General features: G+C 65.0%; 21 protein-coding genes. 2 read left to right on the plus strand and 19 right to left on the minus strand.

The window, feature by feature from the left end; genetic code table 11:
- Nucleotides 1-78: 78 nt before the first annotated feature.
- The 4 genes from MK313_RS15275 to MK313_RS15290 all read right to left on the minus strand — a co-directional run bounded on the left by MK313_RS15275 (nucleotide 79) and on the right by MK313_RS15290 (nucleotide 3,594).
- Nucleotides 79-657, minus strand: a complete 579-nt coding sequence (locus MK313_RS15275) for a histidine phosphatase family protein (RefSeq protein WP_287782674.1) — start codon at nucleotides 655-657, stop codon at nucleotides 79-81.
- Between the two features lie 67 nt (nucleotides 658-724).
- Nucleotides 725-2,062 carry a dihydroorotase gene (locus MK313_RS15280; RefSeq protein ID WP_287782676.1) on the minus strand — a complete coding sequence of 446 codons (1,338 nt, stop codon included), beginning with the start codon at nucleotides 2,060-2,062 and terminating at the stop codon, nucleotides 725-727.
- Between the two features lie 10 nt (nucleotides 2,063-2,072).
- The gene (locus MK313_RS15285; protein WP_192813260.1) at nucleotides 2,073-2,519 is read right to left on the minus strand and encodes a PAS domain-containing protein; all 447 of its coding nucleotides are present in this window, start codon (nucleotides 2,517-2,519) and stop codon (nucleotides 2,073-2,075) included.
- Between the two features lie 139 nt (nucleotides 2,520-2,658).
- Entirely contained in the window at nucleotides 2,659-3,594 is a 936-nt protein-coding gene (locus tag MK313_RS15290) for a dihydrodipicolinate synthase family protein (RefSeq protein WP_287782678.1), read from the minus strand.
- A 127-nt stretch (nucleotides 3,595-3,721) separates the two neighbouring features.
- On the opposite strand from MK313_RS15290, the gene MK313_RS15295 reads away from it, so the two are divergent.
- Nucleotides 3,722-4,546, plus strand: a complete 825-nt coding sequence (locus tag MK313_RS15295) for an alpha/beta fold hydrolase (protein WP_287782680.1) — start codon at nucleotides 3,722-3,724, stop codon at nucleotides 4,544-4,546.
- Nucleotides 4,547-4,552: 6 nt separating this feature from the next.
- Here the strand turns inward: MK313_RS15295 and MK313_RS15300 are convergent, their stop codons facing one another.
- Both MK313_RS15300 and MK313_RS15305 read right to left on the minus strand, forming a co-directional pair.
- Entirely contained in the window at nucleotides 4,553-5,116 is a 564-nt protein-coding gene (locus MK313_RS15300; protein WP_287782681.1) for a tetratricopeptide repeat protein, read from the minus strand.
- 56 nt (nucleotides 5,117-5,172) lie between these two features.
- A complete protein-coding gene (locus tag MK313_RS15305; protein ID WP_287782682.1) occupies nucleotides 5,173-8,658 on the minus strand; it encodes an indolepyruvate ferredoxin oxidoreductase family protein in 3,486 nt (1,161 codons plus the stop codon).
- Between the two features lie 381 nt (nucleotides 8,659-9,039).
- Between MK313_RS15305 and MK313_RS15310 the strand changes: the two genes are divergently transcribed.
- On the plus strand, nucleotides 9,040-9,831 hold the full coding sequence (locus tag MK313_RS15310) for a tetratricopeptide repeat protein (protein WP_287782684.1): 792 nt from the start codon (nucleotides 9,040-9,042) through the stop codon (nucleotides 9,829-9,831).
- A 6-nt stretch (nucleotides 9,832-9,837) separates the two neighbouring features.
- Here the strand turns inward: MK313_RS15310 and MK313_RS15315 are convergent, their stop codons facing one another.
- From MK313_RS15315 to MK313_RS15375, 13 genes are all read right to left on the minus strand, one after another.
- Nucleotides 9,838-10,518, minus strand: coding sequence for a glutathione S-transferase family protein (locus MK313_RS15315; RefSeq protein WP_008945864.1), 681 nt, complete (start codon nucleotides 10,516-10,518; stop codon nucleotides 9,838-9,840).
- An 87-nt stretch (nucleotides 10,519-10,605) separates the two neighbouring features.
- A complete protein-coding gene (locus MK313_RS15320; RefSeq protein WP_287782686.1) occupies nucleotides 10,606-11,781 on the minus strand; it encodes a pyridoxal phosphate-dependent aminotransferase in 1,176 nt (391 codons plus the stop codon).
- 77 nt (nucleotides 11,782-11,858) lie between these two features.
- Nucleotides 11,859-12,644: a 2-(1,2-epoxy-1,2-dihydrophenyl)acetyl-CoA isomerase PaaG gene (paaG, locus tag MK313_RS15325; RefSeq protein WP_287782688.1), complete on the minus strand. Its 786-nt coding sequence runs from the start codon at nucleotides 12,642-12,644 to the stop codon at nucleotides 11,859-11,861.
- 18 nt (nucleotides 12,645-12,662) lie between these two features.
- A complete protein-coding gene (locus MK313_RS15330) occupies nucleotides 12,663-13,445 on the minus strand; it encodes a creatininase family protein (RefSeq protein ID WP_287782689.1) in 783 nt (260 codons plus the stop codon).
- Nucleotides 13,445-13,765 carry a DUF190 domain-containing protein gene (locus MK313_RS15335; protein ID WP_008945868.1) on the minus strand — a complete coding sequence of 107 codons (321 nt, stop codon included), beginning with the start codon at nucleotides 13,763-13,765 and terminating at the stop codon, nucleotides 13,445-13,447. Before MK313_RS15335 ends, MK313_RS15330 begins: the two co-directional genes overlap by 1 nt.
- Nucleotides 13,766-13,778: 13 nt before the next feature.
- Nucleotides 13,779-14,780, minus strand: a complete 1,002-nt coding sequence (locus MK313_RS15340; RefSeq protein ID WP_287782690.1) for a sodium-dependent bicarbonate transport family permease — start codon at nucleotides 14,778-14,780, stop codon at nucleotides 13,779-13,781.
- 48 nt (nucleotides 14,781-14,828) lie between these two features.
- Nucleotides 14,829-15,137 (minus strand): HigA family addiction module antitoxin, encoded by a 309-nt coding sequence (locus MK313_RS15345; protein ID WP_008945870.1) that lies wholly within the window; start codon nucleotides 15,135-15,137, stop codon nucleotides 14,829-14,831.
- Entirely contained in the window at nucleotides 15,137-15,415 is a 279-nt protein-coding gene (locus MK313_RS15350; RefSeq protein WP_287782692.1) for a type II toxin-antitoxin system RelE/ParE family toxin, read from the minus strand. Before MK313_RS15350 ends, MK313_RS15345 begins: the two co-directional genes overlap by 1 nt.
- Nucleotides 15,416-15,473: 58 nt before the next feature.
- A complete protein-coding gene (locus MK313_RS15355) occupies nucleotides 15,474-16,469 on the minus strand; it encodes a branched-chain amino acid ABC transporter permease (protein WP_008945873.1) in 996 nt (331 codons plus the stop codon).
- 1 nt (nucleotide 16,470) lies between these two features.
- The gene (locus MK313_RS15360) at nucleotides 16,471-17,340 is read right to left on the minus strand and encodes a branched-chain amino acid ABC transporter permease (RefSeq protein WP_287782693.1); all 870 of its coding nucleotides are present in this window, start codon (nucleotides 17,338-17,340) and stop codon (nucleotides 16,471-16,473) included.
- 15 nt (nucleotides 17,341-17,355) lie between these two features.
- Entirely contained in the window at nucleotides 17,356-18,060 is a 705-nt protein-coding gene (locus MK313_RS15365) for an ABC transporter ATP-binding protein (RefSeq protein ID WP_008945875.1), read from the minus strand.
- A complete protein-coding gene (locus MK313_RS15370; RefSeq protein ID WP_008945876.1) occupies nucleotides 18,053-18,808 on the minus strand; it encodes an ABC transporter ATP-binding protein in 756 nt (251 codons plus the stop codon). Before MK313_RS15370 ends, MK313_RS15365 begins: the two co-directional genes overlap by 8 nt.
- 61 nt (nucleotides 18,809-18,869) lie before the next feature.
- Entirely contained in the window at nucleotides 18,870-20,168 is a 1,299-nt protein-coding gene (locus tag MK313_RS15375) for an ABC transporter substrate-binding protein (protein ID WP_008945877.1), read from the minus strand.
- Nucleotides 20,169-20,283: the final 115 nt, after the last annotated feature.

Here is a 20,283-nt window from a genome sequence, read left to right on the forward strand (position 1 = left end):
CACGGTCCTGTTGCAGCGCACCCTAGCAGAGGCGCGGCAGAGGCCGGAAGTCTATTCGCGTTCTCCTGATATCGGCAGTCAGTTCCAGGCGCGCAACCGCCCGACAATCGCAAAGCCCTTCGGGTTGTTCGGCAGCGGCCGCAGCACCACGCCTTCGCCCGAAGCCGGGAAGATGTCGGTCAGGGCCGTGCTGTGCACCTGATGCGGGACCATCATCATATTGCCAGGCCCCTCAAAGGTCTGGATGCGTACGCGCGCCGCCTCGGTCTGGCCGGGACCACGCGCCCGGTCCTGGAAGAAGCTGTCGATGGCCGGGAAGGGTTCGACATTGCCGAAAGCGAGTTCCGCTGTCTCGGTCGAACGGCACCAGCGGCTGGCCAATACGCGGGCGATGGGCACCTCGCGCTGGCGGAAGGCGTCGCCGATGGCGCGCGCCTGCTGGCGGCCTTCCTCGCTCAGATTGCGCTGGGTGGAACAATCGCCCAGCCGGAAGTTCGCCGGGTCGCCGCCGCCGGGCGCGATGGCGTGGCGGAACAGCACGACATGGCCGCCCTGGCGCAACGCATTCCACAGTGCCTCGCCCTCCAGCATCTCGGCACGGGCAGTACCGGGCAGGGCAAACAGCAGGATCAACAGAAACGAGACTACAAGGCGCATCGCACACCTCCTTGCCGTTAAAACAGTTTGGCAAGGAAGTGGCGCAGAACCGTCTTTCGTCCAGACGTCAGCCGTTCAGCGTCTCCGTGAAGCGCACGGGCTGGCCGAGCGGCTTGTCCTGAACCTCGCCATCGCGCATGACGATGTTGCCGCGGATGATCGTCGCCATCGGCCAGCCGGTGACTTCCATGCCATCGAACGGCGTCCAGCCCGACTTGTTGGCCATCATCGCGTGGGTGATGGTCTTCTTCGCCTGCAAATCCACCAGCGTCAGGTCGCCATCATAGCCGAGCGCAATGCGCCCCTTGCCGGCAATGCCGAACAGCCGCTGCGGGCCGGAACACAGCAGATCGACCAGCCGTTCCAGTGTCAGATTGCCTTCATTCACATGGTTCAGCATCAGCGGCAGCATGGTCTGCACGCCGGGCATGCCGGACGGGCTGTCGGGATAGGGCTTGGCCTTTTCCTCGCGCGTGTGCGGCGCATGGTCGGAGCCCAGCACATCGACCACACCCGCGGTAATGCCGCGCCACAGCCCGGCACGATGCCGGGCGTCACGGATCGGCGGGTTCATCTGCGCGAAGGTGCCCAGCCGGTCATAGCAGTCCGGCGCTTCCAGCGTCAGATGCTGCGGCGTGGTCTCTACCGTCACGTAATCCTTCTGGGTGGCGAGGAATTCCATCTCCTCCGCCGTGGTGATGTGCAACACATGCACCCGCCGGCCGGTCTTGCGCGCCAGCGCGCAGACTCGCTTCGTCGCGTTCAGCGCCGTCTCCACATCGCGCCAGTCGGGATGGGCGCGCGGATGGCCGGCCTCCTTCGCGACATGGGCGCGTTCGCGCAGCCGCATCTCGTCCTCGGCATGCACGGCGACACGCCGCACGCCATCGGCCAGCAGCGCCTCCAGCGTGGCATCATCCTCGACCAGCAGCGAGCCGGTGGAGGAGCCCATGAACACCTTCACGCCGCAGCAGCCGGGCAGCCGTTCCAGGCTGGCCAGGTTGCCGATATTCTCCGGCGCCGCGCCCATGAAGAAGGCATGGTCGCACCAGGCCCGGCCCCGCGCTCGGTTCAGCTTGTCGGCCAGCGCATCCTCGTCGGTAGTGGAAGGCTTGGTGTTCGGCATCTCGAAGATTGCCGTCACCCCGCCCAGCACCGCGCCGCGCGTACCGGATTCCAGATCTTCCTTATGCTCGTTGCCGGGCTCGCGGAAATGCACCTGGGTGTCGATCACGCCGGGCAGCACGGTCAGCCCGGTGGCGTCGAAAACCTGCGCCGCCTTGGCGCCGCCAAGATTGCCGAGCGCCACGATCCGCCCGCCACGAATGCCAATATCGATCCGCTCCCGCCCGTTCGGTGTGACGACGGTGCCGCCGGTAACGGCGAGGTCGAGAGAATCGGTCATGGCTTTCCTCCTAGCGAGTATTGATGCCGCGCAAATAAACCGTAATCGCCAGGATCATGTCGATGCTCTTATCGTCACCGGCGAGCGGCAGCATGATCCTTTCCATCCGGACATGCTCCTTGTCCAGATGATAGAGCGGCCTGCCGGCACGGTAACTGGGCGTCGCGTTTTGCGCCACCTGCACGTAATCGCTGTAGGTCGGGTTGGTCAGGAAGGTCGGAAAGGCCTCGTCCATCCATTTGCCCGTCGGGTCGTGGCCCATGGTGGTGACATGCTCCGTGCCCATCAACCGGGCGCGGAAGCGCAGCGGCCAGTCGGGCCTGTTGCGCTCGATATCCACCAGCCACAGCCAGCGCAGCAGATGCGGCAGGTCGATGGGGTCTATGTCGGAACGACGGGGCGGGCAGCCATCGCGGCATCGCGCCAGCCAATAGTCGTAAAGCGCCCGGACACGCACATCCCATAAATGTGTGTCCAGCGCCGCAGCATCTTCGCGCAAAATAACAACAGGCCTTTCGGCAACGGGGGAATTGCGGCCGTATATGGCACGTCCCGCCGTTGCTTCAAGGCAAATCTAGGCGGCCAAAGTCAGGCCCTCAGGCCGCCTTCGACAGCAGGCGCGCATTGCATTCCAGCAAGTCCTTGGCAGCCTTGCGGATTGCCGCGTGATGCTGTTCGGGAATGTTGGAAAGCATGGGAAGCATGGGGCCCATGTCGCCAATGCCGGACAGCGTTACCGCCTCGTGCAGCACGCGGATCGGCGACAGCCCGTCGCGCAAATCCTCCAGCTCCAGGAAATGGTCACGGATGCTTTCCGACTGCTCGTAATCCTTCGCCTTCAGCGCAGCCCGCAGCGCCATGGACCCGGCAGGTGCGATGCAGACCGACCCGGAGGTGAAGCAGGCGAGCCCGAAATGGCGCAGATGATCGATCGCCGGCCGCTCGCCGATGCCGCTGACGATATGCTTCGGGCTGACCAGCTTCACCAGCTCGGCCAGATACTCATCGCGGCGCGGATCGTCGCGCACGATGGCGTATTTGATGCCCGCCACCATGCCATCCTCGAACAGGCGGGCGACATTCTCCGGCTCCAGGAAGCCCTCATTCTTGATATAGACGATCACCGGCTTCGCGTAGGTCTCGACGATGCGGCGAATGCCCGCCTCGGCACCCTCCGGCGTCGAGGGGAACTGCAACGGCAGCACCATCGCGGTCGGGAAGGCGCGGTCGCGCAGAATCTTCGCCTGATCGACAGCACGGCCAAAATCCGGCCCGATGGAGGGGATGACCCAGCTCTGATTGCCGGCAATCTCCTCCAGCATGTCGAGGATCGCCGGATACTCGCCAACGCCGATATTGTAGAAATTCGCATTGCCGCCATACATCAGCGTGGAGACGCCGCCGGCTTCCAGATGCTTGACCAGCGCCTGGTTCGCCGCCTTGTTCAGGCTGAGGTCGGCATTGCGCGCCAGCGGCGGCACGGCCAGCACGGAACGGGCGAGATCGTCGGGCGTGACGGGCATGGTCTTCATCGGGAGCCTCCTTCAGCGATAATCGCTCGCAACGATGACCCGCCTGCGAAGCAGGGTCAAGGCCAGGCCGGGTTGTATCCGCCGCCCCGGACTCCCAAGTCGGAAAGACAGTAAAAGAGGGGCGGACATGACAAATGACAGCTGGAAGCTGACGCGGCGCTTCGATTTCCGCGGGCAGCAGGTCGCCTACGATATCGTCGGCGATGGCCCGCCGCTGGTGATGGTCCATGGCACGCCCTTCTCCTCCTATGTCTGGCGCCGCATCGCCCGCGAACTGGCCCGTGACTATACGATCCACCTCTATGATTTACTGGGCTATGGCCAGTCGGAGAAGCGTGAGGGCCAGGATGTATCGCTCGGCGTCCAGAATGGTCTGCTGGCAGCCCTGCTGCAACATTGGGGCCTGACCGCGCCCTTCATGCTGGCACATGATTTCGGCGGCGCCACGGCGCTACGCGCGCACCTGCTCGATGGCTGCGACTATCGCAAGCTGCTGTTGGTCGATCCGGTGGCGCTGCGCCCCTGGGGCTCGCCCTTCGTGCAGCATGTCCGCCATCACGAGGCCGCCTTCGCCGGCGTGCCCGACTATCTGCAGCGCGCGATTCTGCGGGCCTATATCCGCGGCGCCGTGAGCCGGGAGATGACCGACGCCGAGCTGGAGCCCTATCTTGCGCCCTGGCTTGGCGAGGCCGGCCAGCCGGCCTTCTACCGTCAGATCGCGCAGATGGACATGCGTTTCACCGACGAGGTGGAGCCGCACTATGGCGCGGTGCGATGTCCGACCATGCTGCTATGGGGGCAGGAGGATGAGTGGATACCGGTGGAGCGCGGCCGGCAGCTTTCCCGGCTGCTGCCGGAATGCGACTATCGGGAAGTCCCAAGTGCCGGCCATCTGATGCAGGAGGATGCGCCGGAATCCATCGTCGCGGCGGCGCTGTCCTTCTTCAGATAGAAAGCCTCACGTCCCGCGCCCCTCTACATCGCGGCGCAGATCGCGGATGACGCTGTCCACATTCGGCAGGTTGGGATGGATGTCCCGGGCCTTCTCGAAGGCGCGTAGCGCGCCGCGCTTCTCCTCCAGCTCCAGATAGATCATGCCGAGGCCGGACAGCGCGCCGAAATGCTTTGGCTCGATGGCCAACACCCGTTCGATGTCGGCAACGGAGGCGGCATAATTGCCCTGCCGGTAATAGACGGTGGCGCGCTTGTTCCAGCCCTCGGCAAAGTCCGGCGCGATCTCCACCAGCTCATCGAAATGCAGCAGTGCCGCCTCGAAATCCTCGCGCTCCATGGCGCCAAGGCCGAGGCGCATCAGCATGTTCGCGTCCTCGGATTCGGTCCAAGTCCAGATATGCCAGATCTGCGCTTCCAGGATCTGCGCAACCGCCGGGTCCTTGGCCCGCTTCAGCTGCTCGAATAGCGGATCGAGCCGGGCATCGTTGCGCGAATTGGCACCGGTCGCCAGGGCCGGCGCCGTGCCGGCGGCAAGCAGGATGATCAGGACGGTAAGCAGACGCTTCATAAGAGGAGTATGGGGCGCACCAGCCGCCCCGCCAAGGGGGCGGCCGATAGGTCGTCCTATTCTGCCGCCTGGGCGGGCGCCTGCGGCCTGCGGAAGGCGGCCAGCAACTCCGCCTCCTCGGCCTTCGCCTTGGCGACATTCGCCTCCTTCACATGGCCGAAGCCGCGCACCTTGTCCGGCAGGCTGGCCAGCGCCACCGCCAGATGGTGATTGTCCGGCGACAGCTTCTCCAGAAGCTCGGCCAGCAGCGCCTCATACTCAGCGACAAGCCGGCGTTCCATGCGGCGTTCCTCGGTGCGGCCGAAGATGTCGAACGCCGTGCCACGAAGCCTCTTGAACCCGGCCAGCGTGCGGAACGCCGCCATCATCCACGGGCCATAGGCACGCTTCTTCAGATGACCAGTCTGCGGATCGCGTTCGGCGAACAGCGGCGGCGCCAGATGGAATTCCAGCTTGTAGTCACCCTCGAACTGCTGCGAGAGGCGCCGCTGGAACCCGCCATCGGTGTAGAGCCGGGCCACCTCATACTCGTCCTTGATGGCCAGCAGCTTGTGGTAATAGCGCGCCACCGCCTCGGCCAGTGCGGTCTGGCCCGGAGTCCTGGCCTGCTCCGCCTCGCGGGCGCGCGCCACCAGATCGGTGTAGCGCCTGGCATAGGCCGCATCCTGATAGTCCGTCAGATAAGCGGCGCGCTTCGCCACGATCTCGTCCAGGGTCTGGGCGATCTTGCGGTCCGGCGCGACAGCGGTTTCGGCCGGGGCCAGCATGCGCTCGACCGAAGGCAGGTCATGCGCGGCGCGGCGGCCCCACAGGAAGGCCTCGCGATTGAACGCCACCGCCACACCGTTCATTTCGATAGCCTTGTCGATGGCCTCCGCTGTTACCGGCACCAGCCCGCGCTGCCAGGCGAAGCCCAGCATGAACAGGTTGCTGGCGATGGAATCGCCCAGCGCCGCCGTGGCCAGCTTCGAGGCATCGACGAAATCGGCCTTCTGCCCGCCAACGGCCTTCAGGAGTGCGTCGCGCAGCTTCGCCGTCGGGAAGGCGAGGTTCGGGTTACGGGTGAAGTCGCCGGTCATCGTCTCCTGCGTGTTCACCACCGCATGACTGCGCCCGGTATGCAGCGTTGCCAGCCCCTCGGCGCTGGCCGACACCACGATGTCGCAGCCCAGCAGCAGATCGGCCCCGCCGTGCGAGATGCGCGCGGCGTGCAGGTCACCCGGTGTGGCGCCGATGCGCACATGGCTGAGCACCTGCCCGCCCTTCTGGGCGAGGCCGGCCATGTCGAGCACGCTGACGCCCTTGCCTTCCAGATGCGCGGCCATGCCGAGCAGCGCGCCGATGGTGACGACACCAGTACCGCCAATGCCGCCGATCATGATGTTGTAGGGCTGATCCAGCGCCGGCAGGATCGGTTCCGGCAGATCGCCGAACACCGGTCGTGGCCCGGCCTGCTCCACCTTCTCCGCCTGCTTGCGCACCTTGCCGCCGACCACGGTGACGAAGCTGGGGCAGAAGCCCTTCAGGCAGGAATAATCCTTGTTGCAGGCCGACTGGTCGATGGCGCGCTTGCGGCCATACTCAGTCTCGACCGGCAGCACGGAGACGCAGTTCGACTTCACGCCGCAATCGCCGCAGCCTTCGCACACCGCCTCATTGATGAAGACGCGCTTGGGCGGATCGACCATCAGCTTGCGTTTGCGCCGGCGGCGCTTCTCCGCAGCACAGGTCTGGTCGTAGATCAGGACGGTCAGCCCTTCGATCTCGCGCAAATCGCGCTGCACCGAATCCAGCTCGTCACGGTGCGAAATCTTCGCCTCCGCCGGGAAGACATTCAGCGGGTACTTGTCGGGATCGTCGGTGACGATGCGCACCGCCTTCGCCCCTTCGGCCAGCACCTGGCGGGCAATCTGATCGACCGTGAAATGGCTGTCGGCGGGCTGGCCGCCGGTCATTGCCACGGCATCGTTGAACAGGATCTTGTAGGTGATGTTCACGCCCGACGCGGCGGCAGCGCGGATCGCCAGCGAACCGGAATGATTGTAGGTACCATCGCCCAGATTGGCGAAGATGTGCTTCGTCTTTGTGAAGGGCGCCTGGCCGATCCAGGGTGCGCCTTCGCCGCCCATCTGGGTGAAGGTCTCGGTCGAGCGGTCCATCCATTGCGACATGTAATGGCAGCCGATGCCGGCCATCGCGCGGCTGCCCTCCGGCACGCGGGTGGAGGTGTTGTGCGGGCAGCCGGAGCAGAAATAGGGCGTGCGCTTGAAGCCGTGGGTCGGCAAGGTCAGCCCGGCCTCCTCCTGCTGCAGCCGCATCACCCGACCGCGCAGATCGGCGTCGTCATGCTGCTTCAGCAGACGCTCGCCGATGGCCAGCGCGATCTGGTTCGGCGACAGCTCGCCCGGCGCCTGGAACAGGGTGCGGCCATCCTCGCCCTGCTTGCCCAGGATGCGCGGCCGGCGGTCCGCCGGCATGTCGTAGAGGATATCCTTCAGCTGCGGCTCGATCAGGCCGCGCTTCTCCTCCACCACCAGCACCTCCGGCAGGCCGGCGGCAAAGGCAGCCGCCCCTTCCGGCTCCAGCGGCCAGGGCATGCCGATCTTGTAGAGGCGGATGCCCAGCGCCGATGCCCGCGCCTCGTCGAGGCCCAGCGCATCCAGCGCCTGACGCACATCGAGATAGGATTTGCCGGTGGTGGCGATGCCGAGGCGCGGTGCGTCACTGTCGATCAGCACGCGGTCCAGCCCGTTCACCCGCGCGAAGGCCAGCACCGCCGGCATCTTGTGGGTGTGCAGCCGGTATTCCTGCGCCATCGGCTCGTCCGGCCAGCGGATGCTGAGCCCGCCTTCCGGCATCTCGACGCCTTCGGGCAGCACGATCTTCACCCGGTCAGGATCGGCCTCGACCGAGGCGGAACTGTCCATCGTATCGGCCACGCATTTCATGCCAACCCACACGCTGGCATAGCGCGACATCGCCCAGCCGATCAGCCCGTAATCCAGGATTTCCTGGATGCCGGCCGGATTCAGCACCGGCATCATAGCATCGACGCAGGCGAATTCCGACTGGTGCGGCAGGGTGGAGGATTTGCAGACATGGTCGTCGCCGAGCAGCGCCAGCACGCCGCCATGGCGCGAGGTGCCGGCATTATTGGCGTGCTTGAACACATCGCCGGTCCGGTCCACGCCCGGCCCCTTGCCGTACCAGATGGAGAACACGCCATCATACAGCGCGTCGGGGAACAGGTTCAGCTGCTGGCTGCCCCAGATGGCGGTCGCCGCCATCTCCTCATTCACACCGGGCTGGAACTGGATGTGGTTGTTCTTCAGGAACTTCCGCGCCTTCCAGAGCTGCTGGTCGAGCGCGCCCAGCGGCGAGCCGCGATAGCCGGAGATGAAGCAGCCGGTATTCAGACCCGCCGCCACATCGCGCTGGCGCTGGATCATCGGCAGGCGGACCAGCGCCTGCGTCCCGGTCAGGTAGAGCCGGCCGCGCTGGAGCGTGTATTTGTCGTCAAGGGTAACCGCAGCGAGCGTCATGTTCTGTCCCCTGCATCCGATTGCCGGTGGAGCGCCGCCTGGCGCCCTGCCTTACCCGGATGATCCTCCCGTCCGGCCCGATCGGGTCCGGCTGTTTATCGCCCGGCCATCCGCCGGATCGGTTTTCTTCCTTTAGTATTAGATGGTAGTGAGCCGGCAGGGTTGCGACAATCGCCCACAGGCAGGCATGTAAAAAAAGCAACGAACACGGCGTTTGGCAGGCGAATAGACGATCAGGCTTTGCGAATGAAGCCACGCCGCCGCAATGAAATTTCGCAACGCGATCCTCCTGCATCGCACAATATTATTGCTGCATTGCGGCAAGTGAGGGGTGGCTATTCCGGACTTGCGGATGATCGCGCCGGCCCATATCTGTTCGCCATGTCCCTGACGCCCTCCTCCCTCCTGCGCCCTGTCCTGCTGCTGGCCGGCGCGCTGGCCATCGCTGCCCTGCCGGCCTTCGCCCAGAGCGAGGCCCCGCCCCCCATCGATCATGAATCGCAATATGCGGCCTGCATGAGGCTGGCGCGGGAAGCGCCCGCCGACGGCTACCGCAGCGGCGTTGCCTGGCATGAGAAGGGGGGCGGCAGCCCGGCCGAGCACTGTATCGCGGCCTCCTTGCTGCAACTGGGCGACTATGCCGAGGCCGCCACACGGCTGGAGCGCGTCGCCGCCGACGAGTCTCTCTCACCGCGCCCGGAGACCCGCGCCGGCCTGCTGGCCCAGGCGGGCCTAGCCTGGGTATTGGCCGGCGATGAGCGCAAAGCGGCCAGCGCGCGCGACAAGGCGCTGGAGATTACCCCCGACAATGTCGATCTGCGGATCGACCGGGCGTTGTCCCGCATGACGCTGGAGCAGTATTTCGAGGCGATCGACGACCTGAACCGGGCGATCGACCTGGCGCCGCATCGGATGGATGCGCTGCTGATCCGCGCCTCGGCCTATCGCTATCTCGGCCAGCTGGACCTTGCCCGTGACGATGTGGAACGCGCGCTGGCCCTCGATCCGGACCACCCGGATGCCCTGCTGGAGCGTGGTGTGATCGCCCGTGCCGCCGGCAACAAGGATGCCGCCCGAAAGGATTTCCTGGCCGTCCTGAACCTGACCTCGGAAGGGCCGGCGGGCGATGCCGCGCGGCTGAACCTGGAAGCGATGGATGTGAGGGTCGAGTAACCGGCCCTAGAAATCCAGATCGGCGTAGTGCTTGGGCGGTGACACGCCGGGAATACGGTCAGCCAGCAGCGGACGGAAGGCCGGACGGGATTTCACGCGGGCATACCATTCCTTCGCCTCGGCATGCTCCTCCCACGGCACATTGCCGAGATAATCGACACAGGAGAGATGCGCCGCGGCGGCCAGATCGGCCAGGCTCAGATGATCGCCGGCCAGCCAGGTCCGCCGCTCGCACAGATAGCCGATATAATCCAGATGGTAGTGGATGTTGGTCAGGCCGGCGCGGATCGCCTCGCTCGACGGCTCGCCGAGCCCCAGGAAGCGCTTCAGGATCTTCTCGCCGACCAGATTGCGCGTCACTTCCTCATAGAACTTGCAATCGAACCAGGCGACCAGCCGGCGCACCTCGGCGCGGTCGGTGGGGATGCCGGGGATCAGCCCGCGCTTGGGATAGGCTTCTTCCAGATATTCACAGATCGCCCCGGAATCGCACAGCGTGACCGGCCCGTCCGGCCCTTCATCGTCGATCAGCACCGGCACCTGGCCGGCCGGATTCAGCGCCAGGAAATCCGGGCGCCTTTCCCAGATTTTCTCGACACTCATCTCGAAGGCGAGGTCCTTTTCGGCCAGGACCAGGCGAACCTTACGGCTGAAGGGGGATAACCAGAGGTGATAGAGGGTACGCATTGCTTTCCGAATCGTCGCGGCGCCACCGCATATTGCGTAAAATCAACGCTAAAACGCAAGAAATGGTTGCGGATGGCCCCTATCGTCCTAGCCCAGCATCGTCTCAATGCGGTCGAGGCAGTGATTCAGGATCTCCGGGCTGTTGGCGAAGCAGAGCCGGAGATGCCCCTCGCCACCCGGCCCGAAGGCGCTGCCCGGCGCCAGCCCGACGCGATGTTCCGCCACCAGACGCTTGGCGAAATCCAGACTGTCCGTCATGCCGTCCACCGAGAAGAAATGGTAGAAGGCGCCCTTCGGCTGCACGATGCGCACGCGCGGATGCTGCGACAGCCGGTCATAGACGAGATCACGGCCCTGTTTATACCGCGCGACCGAGCGGGCAATGAACGGCTCTCCCTGCTTCACCGCCACCACGCCGGCATGCTGTGCGAAGGTGGAGGCCGAGGCGGTGTTGAACTCGTTCATCTTCAGCAGCGTCGGGATCATGCCCAGCGGCGCGGTGATCCAGCCCATGCGCCAGCCGGTCATGCTCCAGGATTTGGAGAAGCTGTTCAGCGCCAGCACCGGATCGTCCTCTGACGCGATGTCGAGGAAGGAGGGTGCCCGCGTGCCCTCGAAAACCATGCGGTCATAGACCTCGTCGGCGATGATCCAGATGCCCTTCTCGCGCGCGAAATCGAGCAGCGCCTGCTGCTGGTCACGCGGCATTACCCAGCCGGTCGGGTTGTTCGGCGAGTTGATGAACAGCGCCCGGGTATTCCCGTCGCAGGCATCCATCAGCCGTTCGACATCGAGCTGCCAGCCATCATTGCCCATGGAGAGCAGCACCGGGCGCACCTCCCCGCCCATGATGCGCACCGTCTCGCTGCAATTCGGCCAGAGCGGGCTGGTGGTAACGACATTGGTGCCGGCATCGACCAGCGACTGCATGACGATCTGGATCGCATTCATGCCCGAGGCGGTGATGACGATGCGCTCGGGCGAAATGGTGCGGCCGCACAGCGGCGTCAGATACTCGGCCAGTGCGGCGCGCAGTTCCGGCACGCCGGCGCTTTCCGTGTAGAAGGTGTGGCCCTGGCGCAGCGCCTCGGCCGCCGCCTCGCAGATGAAGGCGGGTGTCGGCTCGTCCGGCTCGCCGAACCAAAGCGGCACCACGCCGCCCAGCTTCATGCCGTAATGCGCGACCTCGCGGATGCGCGAATCGTCCAGCCGCAGGATACCGGGACGGATGTCGGCGGGCGGAATCTGTGTCGTGAGGTCCATGGGGCAAACTCGTCGATTACGGGTATGGCCCTTATGCGGCGGCAAACGCGCCGGGGCAACCCCTAATTCCCCAGCACCTACTTCCCCTGAAAGGCCGGCGGGCGCTTGGCGAGGAAGGCGGCAACCCCTTCGCGGTAGTCGGCAGTGCGGCCGGCTTCGCGCTGCAGATCGCGCTCCAGGTCGAGCTGGCCGTCCAGCGAATGCCCCGTCGAGGCCTGGATCGCCTGCTTGATGAGGCCCAGCGCCCGGGTCGGCTGGGTGGCAAGATGCCGGGCGAGCTTCACTGCTTCCGGCATCAGCTCGGCATCGGGCAGCACCTTCCAGATCAGCCCCCATTCGGCGGCACGGCTGGCCTCCAGCTTCTCCGCCGTCAGCGCCAGCCCCATCGCCCGGGCATGGCCGACCAGCCGCGGCAGCAGCCAGGTGCCGCCGCAATCCGGCACCAGCCCGATGCGTGCGAAGGCCTGGATGAAGCTGGCGGATTCGGCAGCCAGCACGATGTCGCAACACAGCGCGAAATTGGCCCCGGCTCCGGCGGCAACACCATTCACCGCGCAGACCACCGGCTTCGGCAGGGCGCGCAGCCGCTTCACCAGCGGGTTGTAGCGCTCCTCCAGAGAGGCGCCGAGATCGATATCGTCGGAGATCACCTTGCGATCGCCCAGATCCTGCCCGGCGCAGAAGCCGCGCCCCGACCCGGTGATCAGGATCGCGCGCACCGCCTCCTCCTTCTCCGCCGCATCCAGCGCCACCGTCATCTCCGCCAGCATAACGGCGGTGAAGGCGTTCAGCTTGTCCGGGCGGTTCAGCGTGATCGTCATCACCCCGTCCGCGACATCGACCAGCAGGGTCTCGTAAGCCATGGAGCGTCTCCCGTTTCGTTATTGTTTCAAGAGGTCAGGCGGCAGCCTGTCGATCTCCGCCAGCAGCGCAGCAAGGCGCTCCGCCGCAAGCTCGACGATGAGCCGCCCCTTCTCCGCATCGGCCAGCGCGGCATTGCCAATGGCACCGCTGGCGTTCAGATCCTGCGTCATCCAGGCAAAGCCGGCCTTTTCAACCAGCGGATGGGAGACAGCCAGATCGCGGTAGCGCGAGGGGAAATCGGCCAGAAGCTCGCGGCGCACCTTATTGGGGTGCAGATGCAGCATCATCGAGGTCTCGACCGCGCCGCCATGAATGCCGTATGCCAGCTCATCCTCCTGAAACAGCCCATCGGGCAGACCCAGATCGAACCAGCTGAGCCCGACCGTCAGCATCGACAACCGCACGCGCAGATCGACCGCGACGATATCCACGATCTGCGGCTGACCGCCATGCGAATTGAAGATCACCAGCTTGCGGATGCCGGCCCGGCGCACCGATTCCGCGATTTCCGTCCAGCTGCGGATCAGCCCCTCGGCGGAATGCGTCAGCGTTCCGGGAAAGGCCTGATGCTCGTTGCTCTTGCCGATTTCCTGCATCGGCAGAGCCAGCACCGGCAGGTCGGTCGGCACAAGCGCCAGTACTCGCGCCAGAATGCCGGCGTTCAGATCGGCATCGACCGACAGCGGCAGATGCGGGCCATGCTGCTCAATGGCCGCCACCGGCAGCACGGCAATGGCCCGCACTGTATCGAGTGCGGCGATATCAGCGGTAGAGAGATCGCGCCAGTAACGGCCAGCCATCAGAAATGCTCGTCCCGGACCACCTCGACATCCGACATATAGACGATGCCGACATAATCCTTCAGCAGCCCCTGCGACTGGGCGAGGATGGCGCGGGCGATCTCCTCCGTCGTCACCACGACGATCATCACATTGTCGAACACCTGCACCACATCGGCACCGCCACGCATGCCGCGCCGTCCCTTGCCGCCGAGATTGGGCACCACCGTATAGCCGGTCGCCCCCTGCTCCGTGATCATGCGCAGGATACGCGGTGCGCGCGCCACCTCGACCACGATCTCCACCTTCTTTTTCTTATGGGTCTGCAGCTCGTCGGTCATGGCGGCCTTCGCGTCAGAGGATCGCGCGGGCCAACGCCGCATAGAGCGGCAAGCCGGCGATCAGGTTGAAGGGGAATGTCACCCCCAGCGACAGGGTAACATAGAGCGCCGGGTCGGCCTGCGGCAGGGCGAGACGCATTGCCGCCGGCACTGCGATGTAGGAGGCGCTGGCCGCCAGCGTGGCCAGCAAGGTGCCGCCGCCGACCGACAGGCCGAGCGCCCAGGCGACGGCGAGGCCGAGGCTGGCGCCGATCAGCGGCATATAGAGGCCGAAGGCGATCAGGCGCGGCCGCAGCATCTGGAAGCCGGACACCCGGCGCGAAACCAGCAACCCCATCTCCAGCAGGAACAGGCAGAGCACGCCCTTGAACGGCGTCTCGAAGAAGGGCTGCACGGCGGCATAGCCATCGCTGCCACTCAGCCAGCCGATGACGAAACCGCCGACCAGCAGCATGACCGAGCCATTGGCCAGCACCTCGCGCAGCAACTCGCGGCGGTCGCCACCATCCGCCGCCATCGCACCGCCTTCCAGCGCCAAGGCGCGGCCGGCCAGCAGCAGCCCGGCGATGATCGCCGGCGTCTCCATGACCGCCAACATGGCGACCAGATAGCCCTCATAGCCGGTACCGTCGCGCGCCAGCATCTGCGTCGCCGCGACAAAGGTGACGACACTGACCGACCCGTAATGCGCCGCCACGGCGGCCGCATTCACCCGGTCCGCCCCGGCGAGGCGGCGCAGCAACGGATAGGCGATGTAGGGCATGCCGAAACTGAGGATGAGTGCAGCCAGCAGTGCTGGCAGGATGGCAAGGCCAAGGCCGGCATGACCCATCTCCACCCCGCCCTTCAGCCCGATGGCGAACATCAGGTAGATGGCAATGGCCTTGCCCACGACCTCCGGCATATCGAGGTCGGATTTCACGAGGCCGGCCACCAGCCCGAGCACGAAGCTCAGCACCAGCGGCGAGAGAAGATTGCCGAGAGCGGCATCGATCAGCGCGTCCATGACCGCCATAGCTGCCGTCAAGCCGCCGCCGAATCAAGCCGTTTCAATATGAAGCGCTCAGGCAGCGGGACGACCGAGGACGCGCCCTGGCTGCCAGCCCTCCGCCGCCTGATCGGCATCATAGGCATCCACTGCCGTTTGCAGGTTCAGCCAGAAGCGTGTCGTCGTCCCCAGCGACTTGGCAAGCCGCGCCGCCATTTCGGGCGTCACTCGCACATGCCCGTTCACCAACAGACTTATCTGCTTGCGGCTGGCACCCAGCGTTTCGGCCAGGTCCGTCACGGAAACACCGCGCGGCACCAGATAATGCTCCCGCAGTATCTCACCCGGCGCGGTCGGACGGCGATGGCGTTGCAAACCGGTCATCAATGGTAATCCTCCAGATTGATCACCTCGACATCCTTGCCGTCGAAAGTGAAGGTGATGCACCAGTTGCCGGAAACATGCATCGAATACTGCCCCCGACGGCTGCCTTGCAAGGGGTGGAAATCTTTCACGCCCTCGCAGTCGGCAAGGTCAGCTACCGCATCAAGATGGTCGAGTATGAGCAGCGCATTGCGCTGGAGATCGCGACCGACACGCGCACTCCGTCCGGTCTCGAAAAGCTCACGCAGCCCCTTGTGGCGGATGCGGGAAATTGCCAAGCGCGCCTCGTAGCGTTACCTGCATGGTAACAAACTGGCGTGATGAGCGCAATAAGCCTCACTCCGCCGGGGCGGGCTTTGCCGGCCGGCTCGCCTCGCCGCGTTTCTCCAGCCGTTCCAGCAGCGCGCCCAGGATGCCCTTCGGCATGAAGATGATGAACAGCACCAGCAGCAGACCGTAGATAGTACCGTCCAGCCCGTGCACATCATGGCCGACCAGGATGCGCAGCGATTCCGCCAGCAGCAGTGTGAAGACCGCCCCCACCGTAGGGCCAAGCTGCACATACATGCCGCCGGCGATGACCGCGAACACGATCTGCAGGCTGATGGCGATGCCCGACATGGTCTCCGGGTTGATATAGAGCTGGTACTGCGCGTAGAGCACACCGCCCAGCGCGGTCAGCATGGCGCTCAGCACCGTGATGGTCAGCTTGGTGCGGGTCACATTCATGCCGAGCGAGGCCGACGCATCCTCCTCCTCGGAGATCGCTTCCAGCGCATAGCGCGCCATCGACCGGTCCACCAGCTTCCACACCCACAGGCCGAACAGCCAGACCGCCAGCGCGATGTAGAAGAAGGTTTCCTTGTCGGAGAATTGCAGCGCCATCAGTGAATTGGGCGTGTCTGCCGAGCGCGGTGTGATGCCCAGCGAGCCGCCCGTGGTGTCGCGCAGCGCCACGATGGTCAGGCGTACCACCTCACTCAAGGCCAGCGTCACCAGCGCGAAATAATGGCCGACGATGCGGAAGCGGAAGCAGGGATAACCGATCAGCACCGCCACGATGCCGGCGAACACCATGGCGATGGGAATGCCGATCCAGGGCGACAGGCCGGCATCGTTCCACAGCAGCGTCACCGTATAGGCACCGATGCCCAGGAAGGCACCATGGCCCAGTGACACCAGCCCGAACCGGCCCATCAGCGACCAGCTGGTATAGATGAAGCCCCAGATCAGGATGGTGATCAGCAGATGCAGATAGTAATTGCCGAGCCCGAGGAACGGGATGACGGCAAGCACCGCGACGGCGATCAGCCAAGGCAACATACGCGGCATCTCAGCGCCTCCTCGACAGGATGCCTTGCGGCTTCAGGAACATCATCAGGATGAAGAAGGCGAAGGCGATCACATAGCCCCACTCGATGGCGAAGAAGAAACCGCCGATGGAGATGAACTGGCTGAAGATGAAGGCCGCAACGAAGCCGCCGATCATGTTACCGAGCCCGCCCATGACACAGATCATGAAGGTGATCGGCCCGAAGCTGAGGCCGATGGCCGGATGCACGTCATATTGCAGCACCAGCAGGCAGGCCGACAGGCCGGCAAGCCCGCCGCCGATGGCCGAGGTCATCAGATAGACGCGCTGAGGGTTCACCCCCATCAGCGGCATGATCTCGCGGTCCTGGCTGATGGCGCGGATCGCCGTGCCGATATAGGTGCGCGTCAGGAACAAATAGAGCGCCACCATCCCGGCCAGCGCGGTGACGAAGGCCAGCACGCGGGCAAAGCTGAAATACATGTCGGCGAATTCCAGCACCGGCAGGCGCAGCCCGATATTGCGGAACTCCACGCCGAACACCAGCGTCGCCAGCGCCTGCAGGAAGAACAGCACGCCACCGGTCACCAACAGCTGGTTGATCGGCGCCGCCCCCAGGATCGGCCTTATGACAAGGTAATGGAGCAGGGCGCCGGCGGCGGCCACAATGACGATGCCCGCCAGGAAGGCCGGCACGATCGGCACGCCGTAAAAGGCGAACAGCCAATAGACCGCATACATACCAATCATCACCAGCTCGGCGTAACAGATCCACACCACGTCGATGACACCGAAGACGAGGTTCAGGCCCAGCGCCAGCAGCGCCAGCACCCCGCCCAGCAGAATGCCGTTCAGGATCGCTTCCAGAAGGAAGATATCGAAGATTTCCATGTCCCCTGCTTCCCCCTAGAGCCCGATATAGGCCTTGCGGATTTCCTCGCTGGCCAGCAGGTCCTGCGCCTTGCCGGACAGCTTGATGCGGCCGACCTCCAGCAGGTAGGCGCGGTCCACGACCCGCAACACCTGCTGGATGTTCTGCTCGACGATCAGCACCGTGTAGCCCTCCTCGCGGATGCGCTGCACCAGCTCGAAGACCTGCTGCACGATAACCGGGGCAAGCCCGGCGGACGGCTCGTCCAGCAGCAGCAGCTTCGGCCCACTCATCAGGCCCCGGCCGATGGCGCACATCTGCTGCTCGCCGCCCGACATGGTGCCGGCCAGCTGGTCGCGCCGTTCCTTCATGCGCGGAAACAGCGAATAGACGAAATCCAGGCGATCCCTGAAATGCGCCCGGGCGGACGGGATATAGGCGCCCATCCGCAGATTCTCCTCCACCGTCAGGCGGGGGAACAGGCGGCGATGTTCCGGCACATGGGAAATGCCCATTTCGATCACCTTGAAGGGCGCCACATCGCGCAGCGACGCCCCTTCCATGGTGATGTCGCCCTTCTCGATGTCGATCAGCTTCGAGATGACGCGCAGCAGCGTCGTCTTGCCGGCCCCGTTCGGGCCGATGACCGCCACCGCCTCGCCGGCCTTCACCTGAAGACTGACATCGAACAGCGCCTGGAATGTGCCGTAGCCGGCGGAGACATTGGCAAGCTCAAGCACGGGCCTCTCCCGTCTCCGCGATCTCGACCCGCTCGGAGCCGAGATAGACCTCCACCACCCTTGGGTCGCTGGCGACCTCGCGCGGCAGGCCCTCCGATATCTTCTCGCCGTGGTCGAGCACCATCACCCGGTCCACGACGCGCATCAGCACGCCCATGATGTGTTCCACCCAGATAATGGTGATGTTCTTCTCGCGCCGGATCATGCTCAGCATGTCGGCAGCCTGGTCCATCTCCTGCTCATCGAGGCCGCCCAGGCTCTCGTCGGCCAGCAGCAACTTCGGCTGGGTGGCCAGCGCGCGGGCCAGCTCCAGCTTCTTCAAGCCGGCCGCCCCCAGCCCGTCAACCGAGGCCTTCGCATCGGTCGGCAGGTTCACCAGGCCCAGCGCTTCCTCTGCCTGGGCCCAGGCCTGCTGCCGCGAGACCCGGCCGTTCTGGCCGTAATAGGCGGCGACAGCCACATTCTCCAGGATCGACAGCCGCTTGAAGGGCCGCGGTATCTGGAAGGTGCGGCCGATACCCAGATGGCAGACATCCATCGGCCGCTGGCCGCCAATCTCCTGCCCCAGGAAGCTGATGCTGCCTTCCGTCGGGGCCAGCGTGCCGGCGATCAGGTTGAAGGTCGTGCTCTTGCCGGAGCCATTGGGGCCGATCAGCCCCAATATCTCGCCCTGCTCCAGACTGAAGGACACATGGTCAACGGCGGTGAAACCACCGAACCGCTTGGTCAGGTTAGATACGGTCAGCATGAATCATCCGCCGTTGCCACGGAAATCCGAACTCTGGTGAAGGGCAGGGCCGTCCGCACCCTCAGCGGGCGTAGACGTGGCCCTTCGGCAACGGCAGCACCGGATCGACCGTCTTGATAGCCGCCGGCCAGACCACCTTGGTGTCGCCATCGATGTACTGCATGACGACCGGGCTGGACCGCTCGTTCTGACCCGCCATCTCGGTGCCCGGACCATAGAACTTCACGCCATAGCCCTGGATCGTGCCACCGACCGGGATGTCGGTGTCGAGCGCGGCCTTGCGCAGCGCCTCCGGATCGAAGCCGCCATACTTCTTGATCGCGCGCGGCAGCACGTCGGTCAGGAAGATCCAGGTCTGGTTGAAGCCCATGGAGGTGTGCGGCGGCACCTGGTCGGCCTTGGTCTCTGCCTTGTAGCGCTTCACCATCTCGGCGGTCACGTCGCCCAGGCCCGGCGCCAGCGTCTTCGGGTCAAGCAGCTGGGCCGCCACCGGATCGACATTGTAGATGTAGTTGGCATCGGCGCCGAAGGTCTCGCGCAGCTTGTCGATCTGGCCGTAGCCGGCACCATGACCGATCAGCGCGCCCCACTTCAGGCCGAGCTCGCGCGCCTGACGCAGGAAAAGGGTGATGTCGGGATTGTAACCGGTGTGCAGGATGACGTCCGGGCGCTCGCGGCGCAGCTTGGTGACCAGGCTGGAGAGGTCGGGTGCGGTCGCGGCATAGCCTTCCTTCAGCACGATGTTCATGCCGAGTTCCTTGCACTTCGCCTCATTGCCCGAGGCGACGCCGGCACCGTAGGGACCATCCTCATAGATGATGGCGACGCGCACATCCTTCGGATCCTTGCCCAGCTTCGCCTTCGCATTCTCATGGGTGAAGGTGCAGGAGGCCGCGCCGAACTGGTCGGAATGGACCTGAGCGCGGAAGGCATATTGCAGGTTCTTGCCCTTGAACACGGAAGAGGCGACGCAGACATTCGCCCACATGAACTTCTTCAGCTGATCGACGCGCTGGGCCATCGGCACGCAGTGCGCGCTGGAGAACACGCCCATGATGACATCGACCTTTTCCTGCTCCAGCAGGCGGGTCATCTCGTTGATCGCCACCTCGGCCTTGGACTGCGCATCGGCGTAAGTCGCCACGATCTTGTGGCCCTCGACACCGCCGCGCTCATTGATGATGTCGATGGCCGACTTGGTGCCGATCGCGGCGGCCTGCGACCCGCCGGCCGCGAACGGGCCAGTATAGTCGAAGATCACGCCGATCTTGATGTCGGCCTGGGCCGGTGCGGCGACGAACAGCGCGGCTGCCGCTGCGGCACCCGCGCAATATGCCTTTATCCCTTTGAGCTGGGTCATTGTGAGTCCTCCCATGTTGCGACCCATTTTCGGGTTCGCTTATTTAGTTTATGCGCAACATGTTCCCGGCGGCGACTCGAGTTGTCATGGGCCTATACAGAAGGGCGTCGGCAAG

Source organism: Oceanibaculum sp. (assembly GCF_022449305.1).
Classification (GTDB): Bacteria; Pseudomonadota; Alphaproteobacteria; order Oceanibaculales; family Oceanibaculaceae; genus Oceanibaculum; species Oceanibaculum indicum.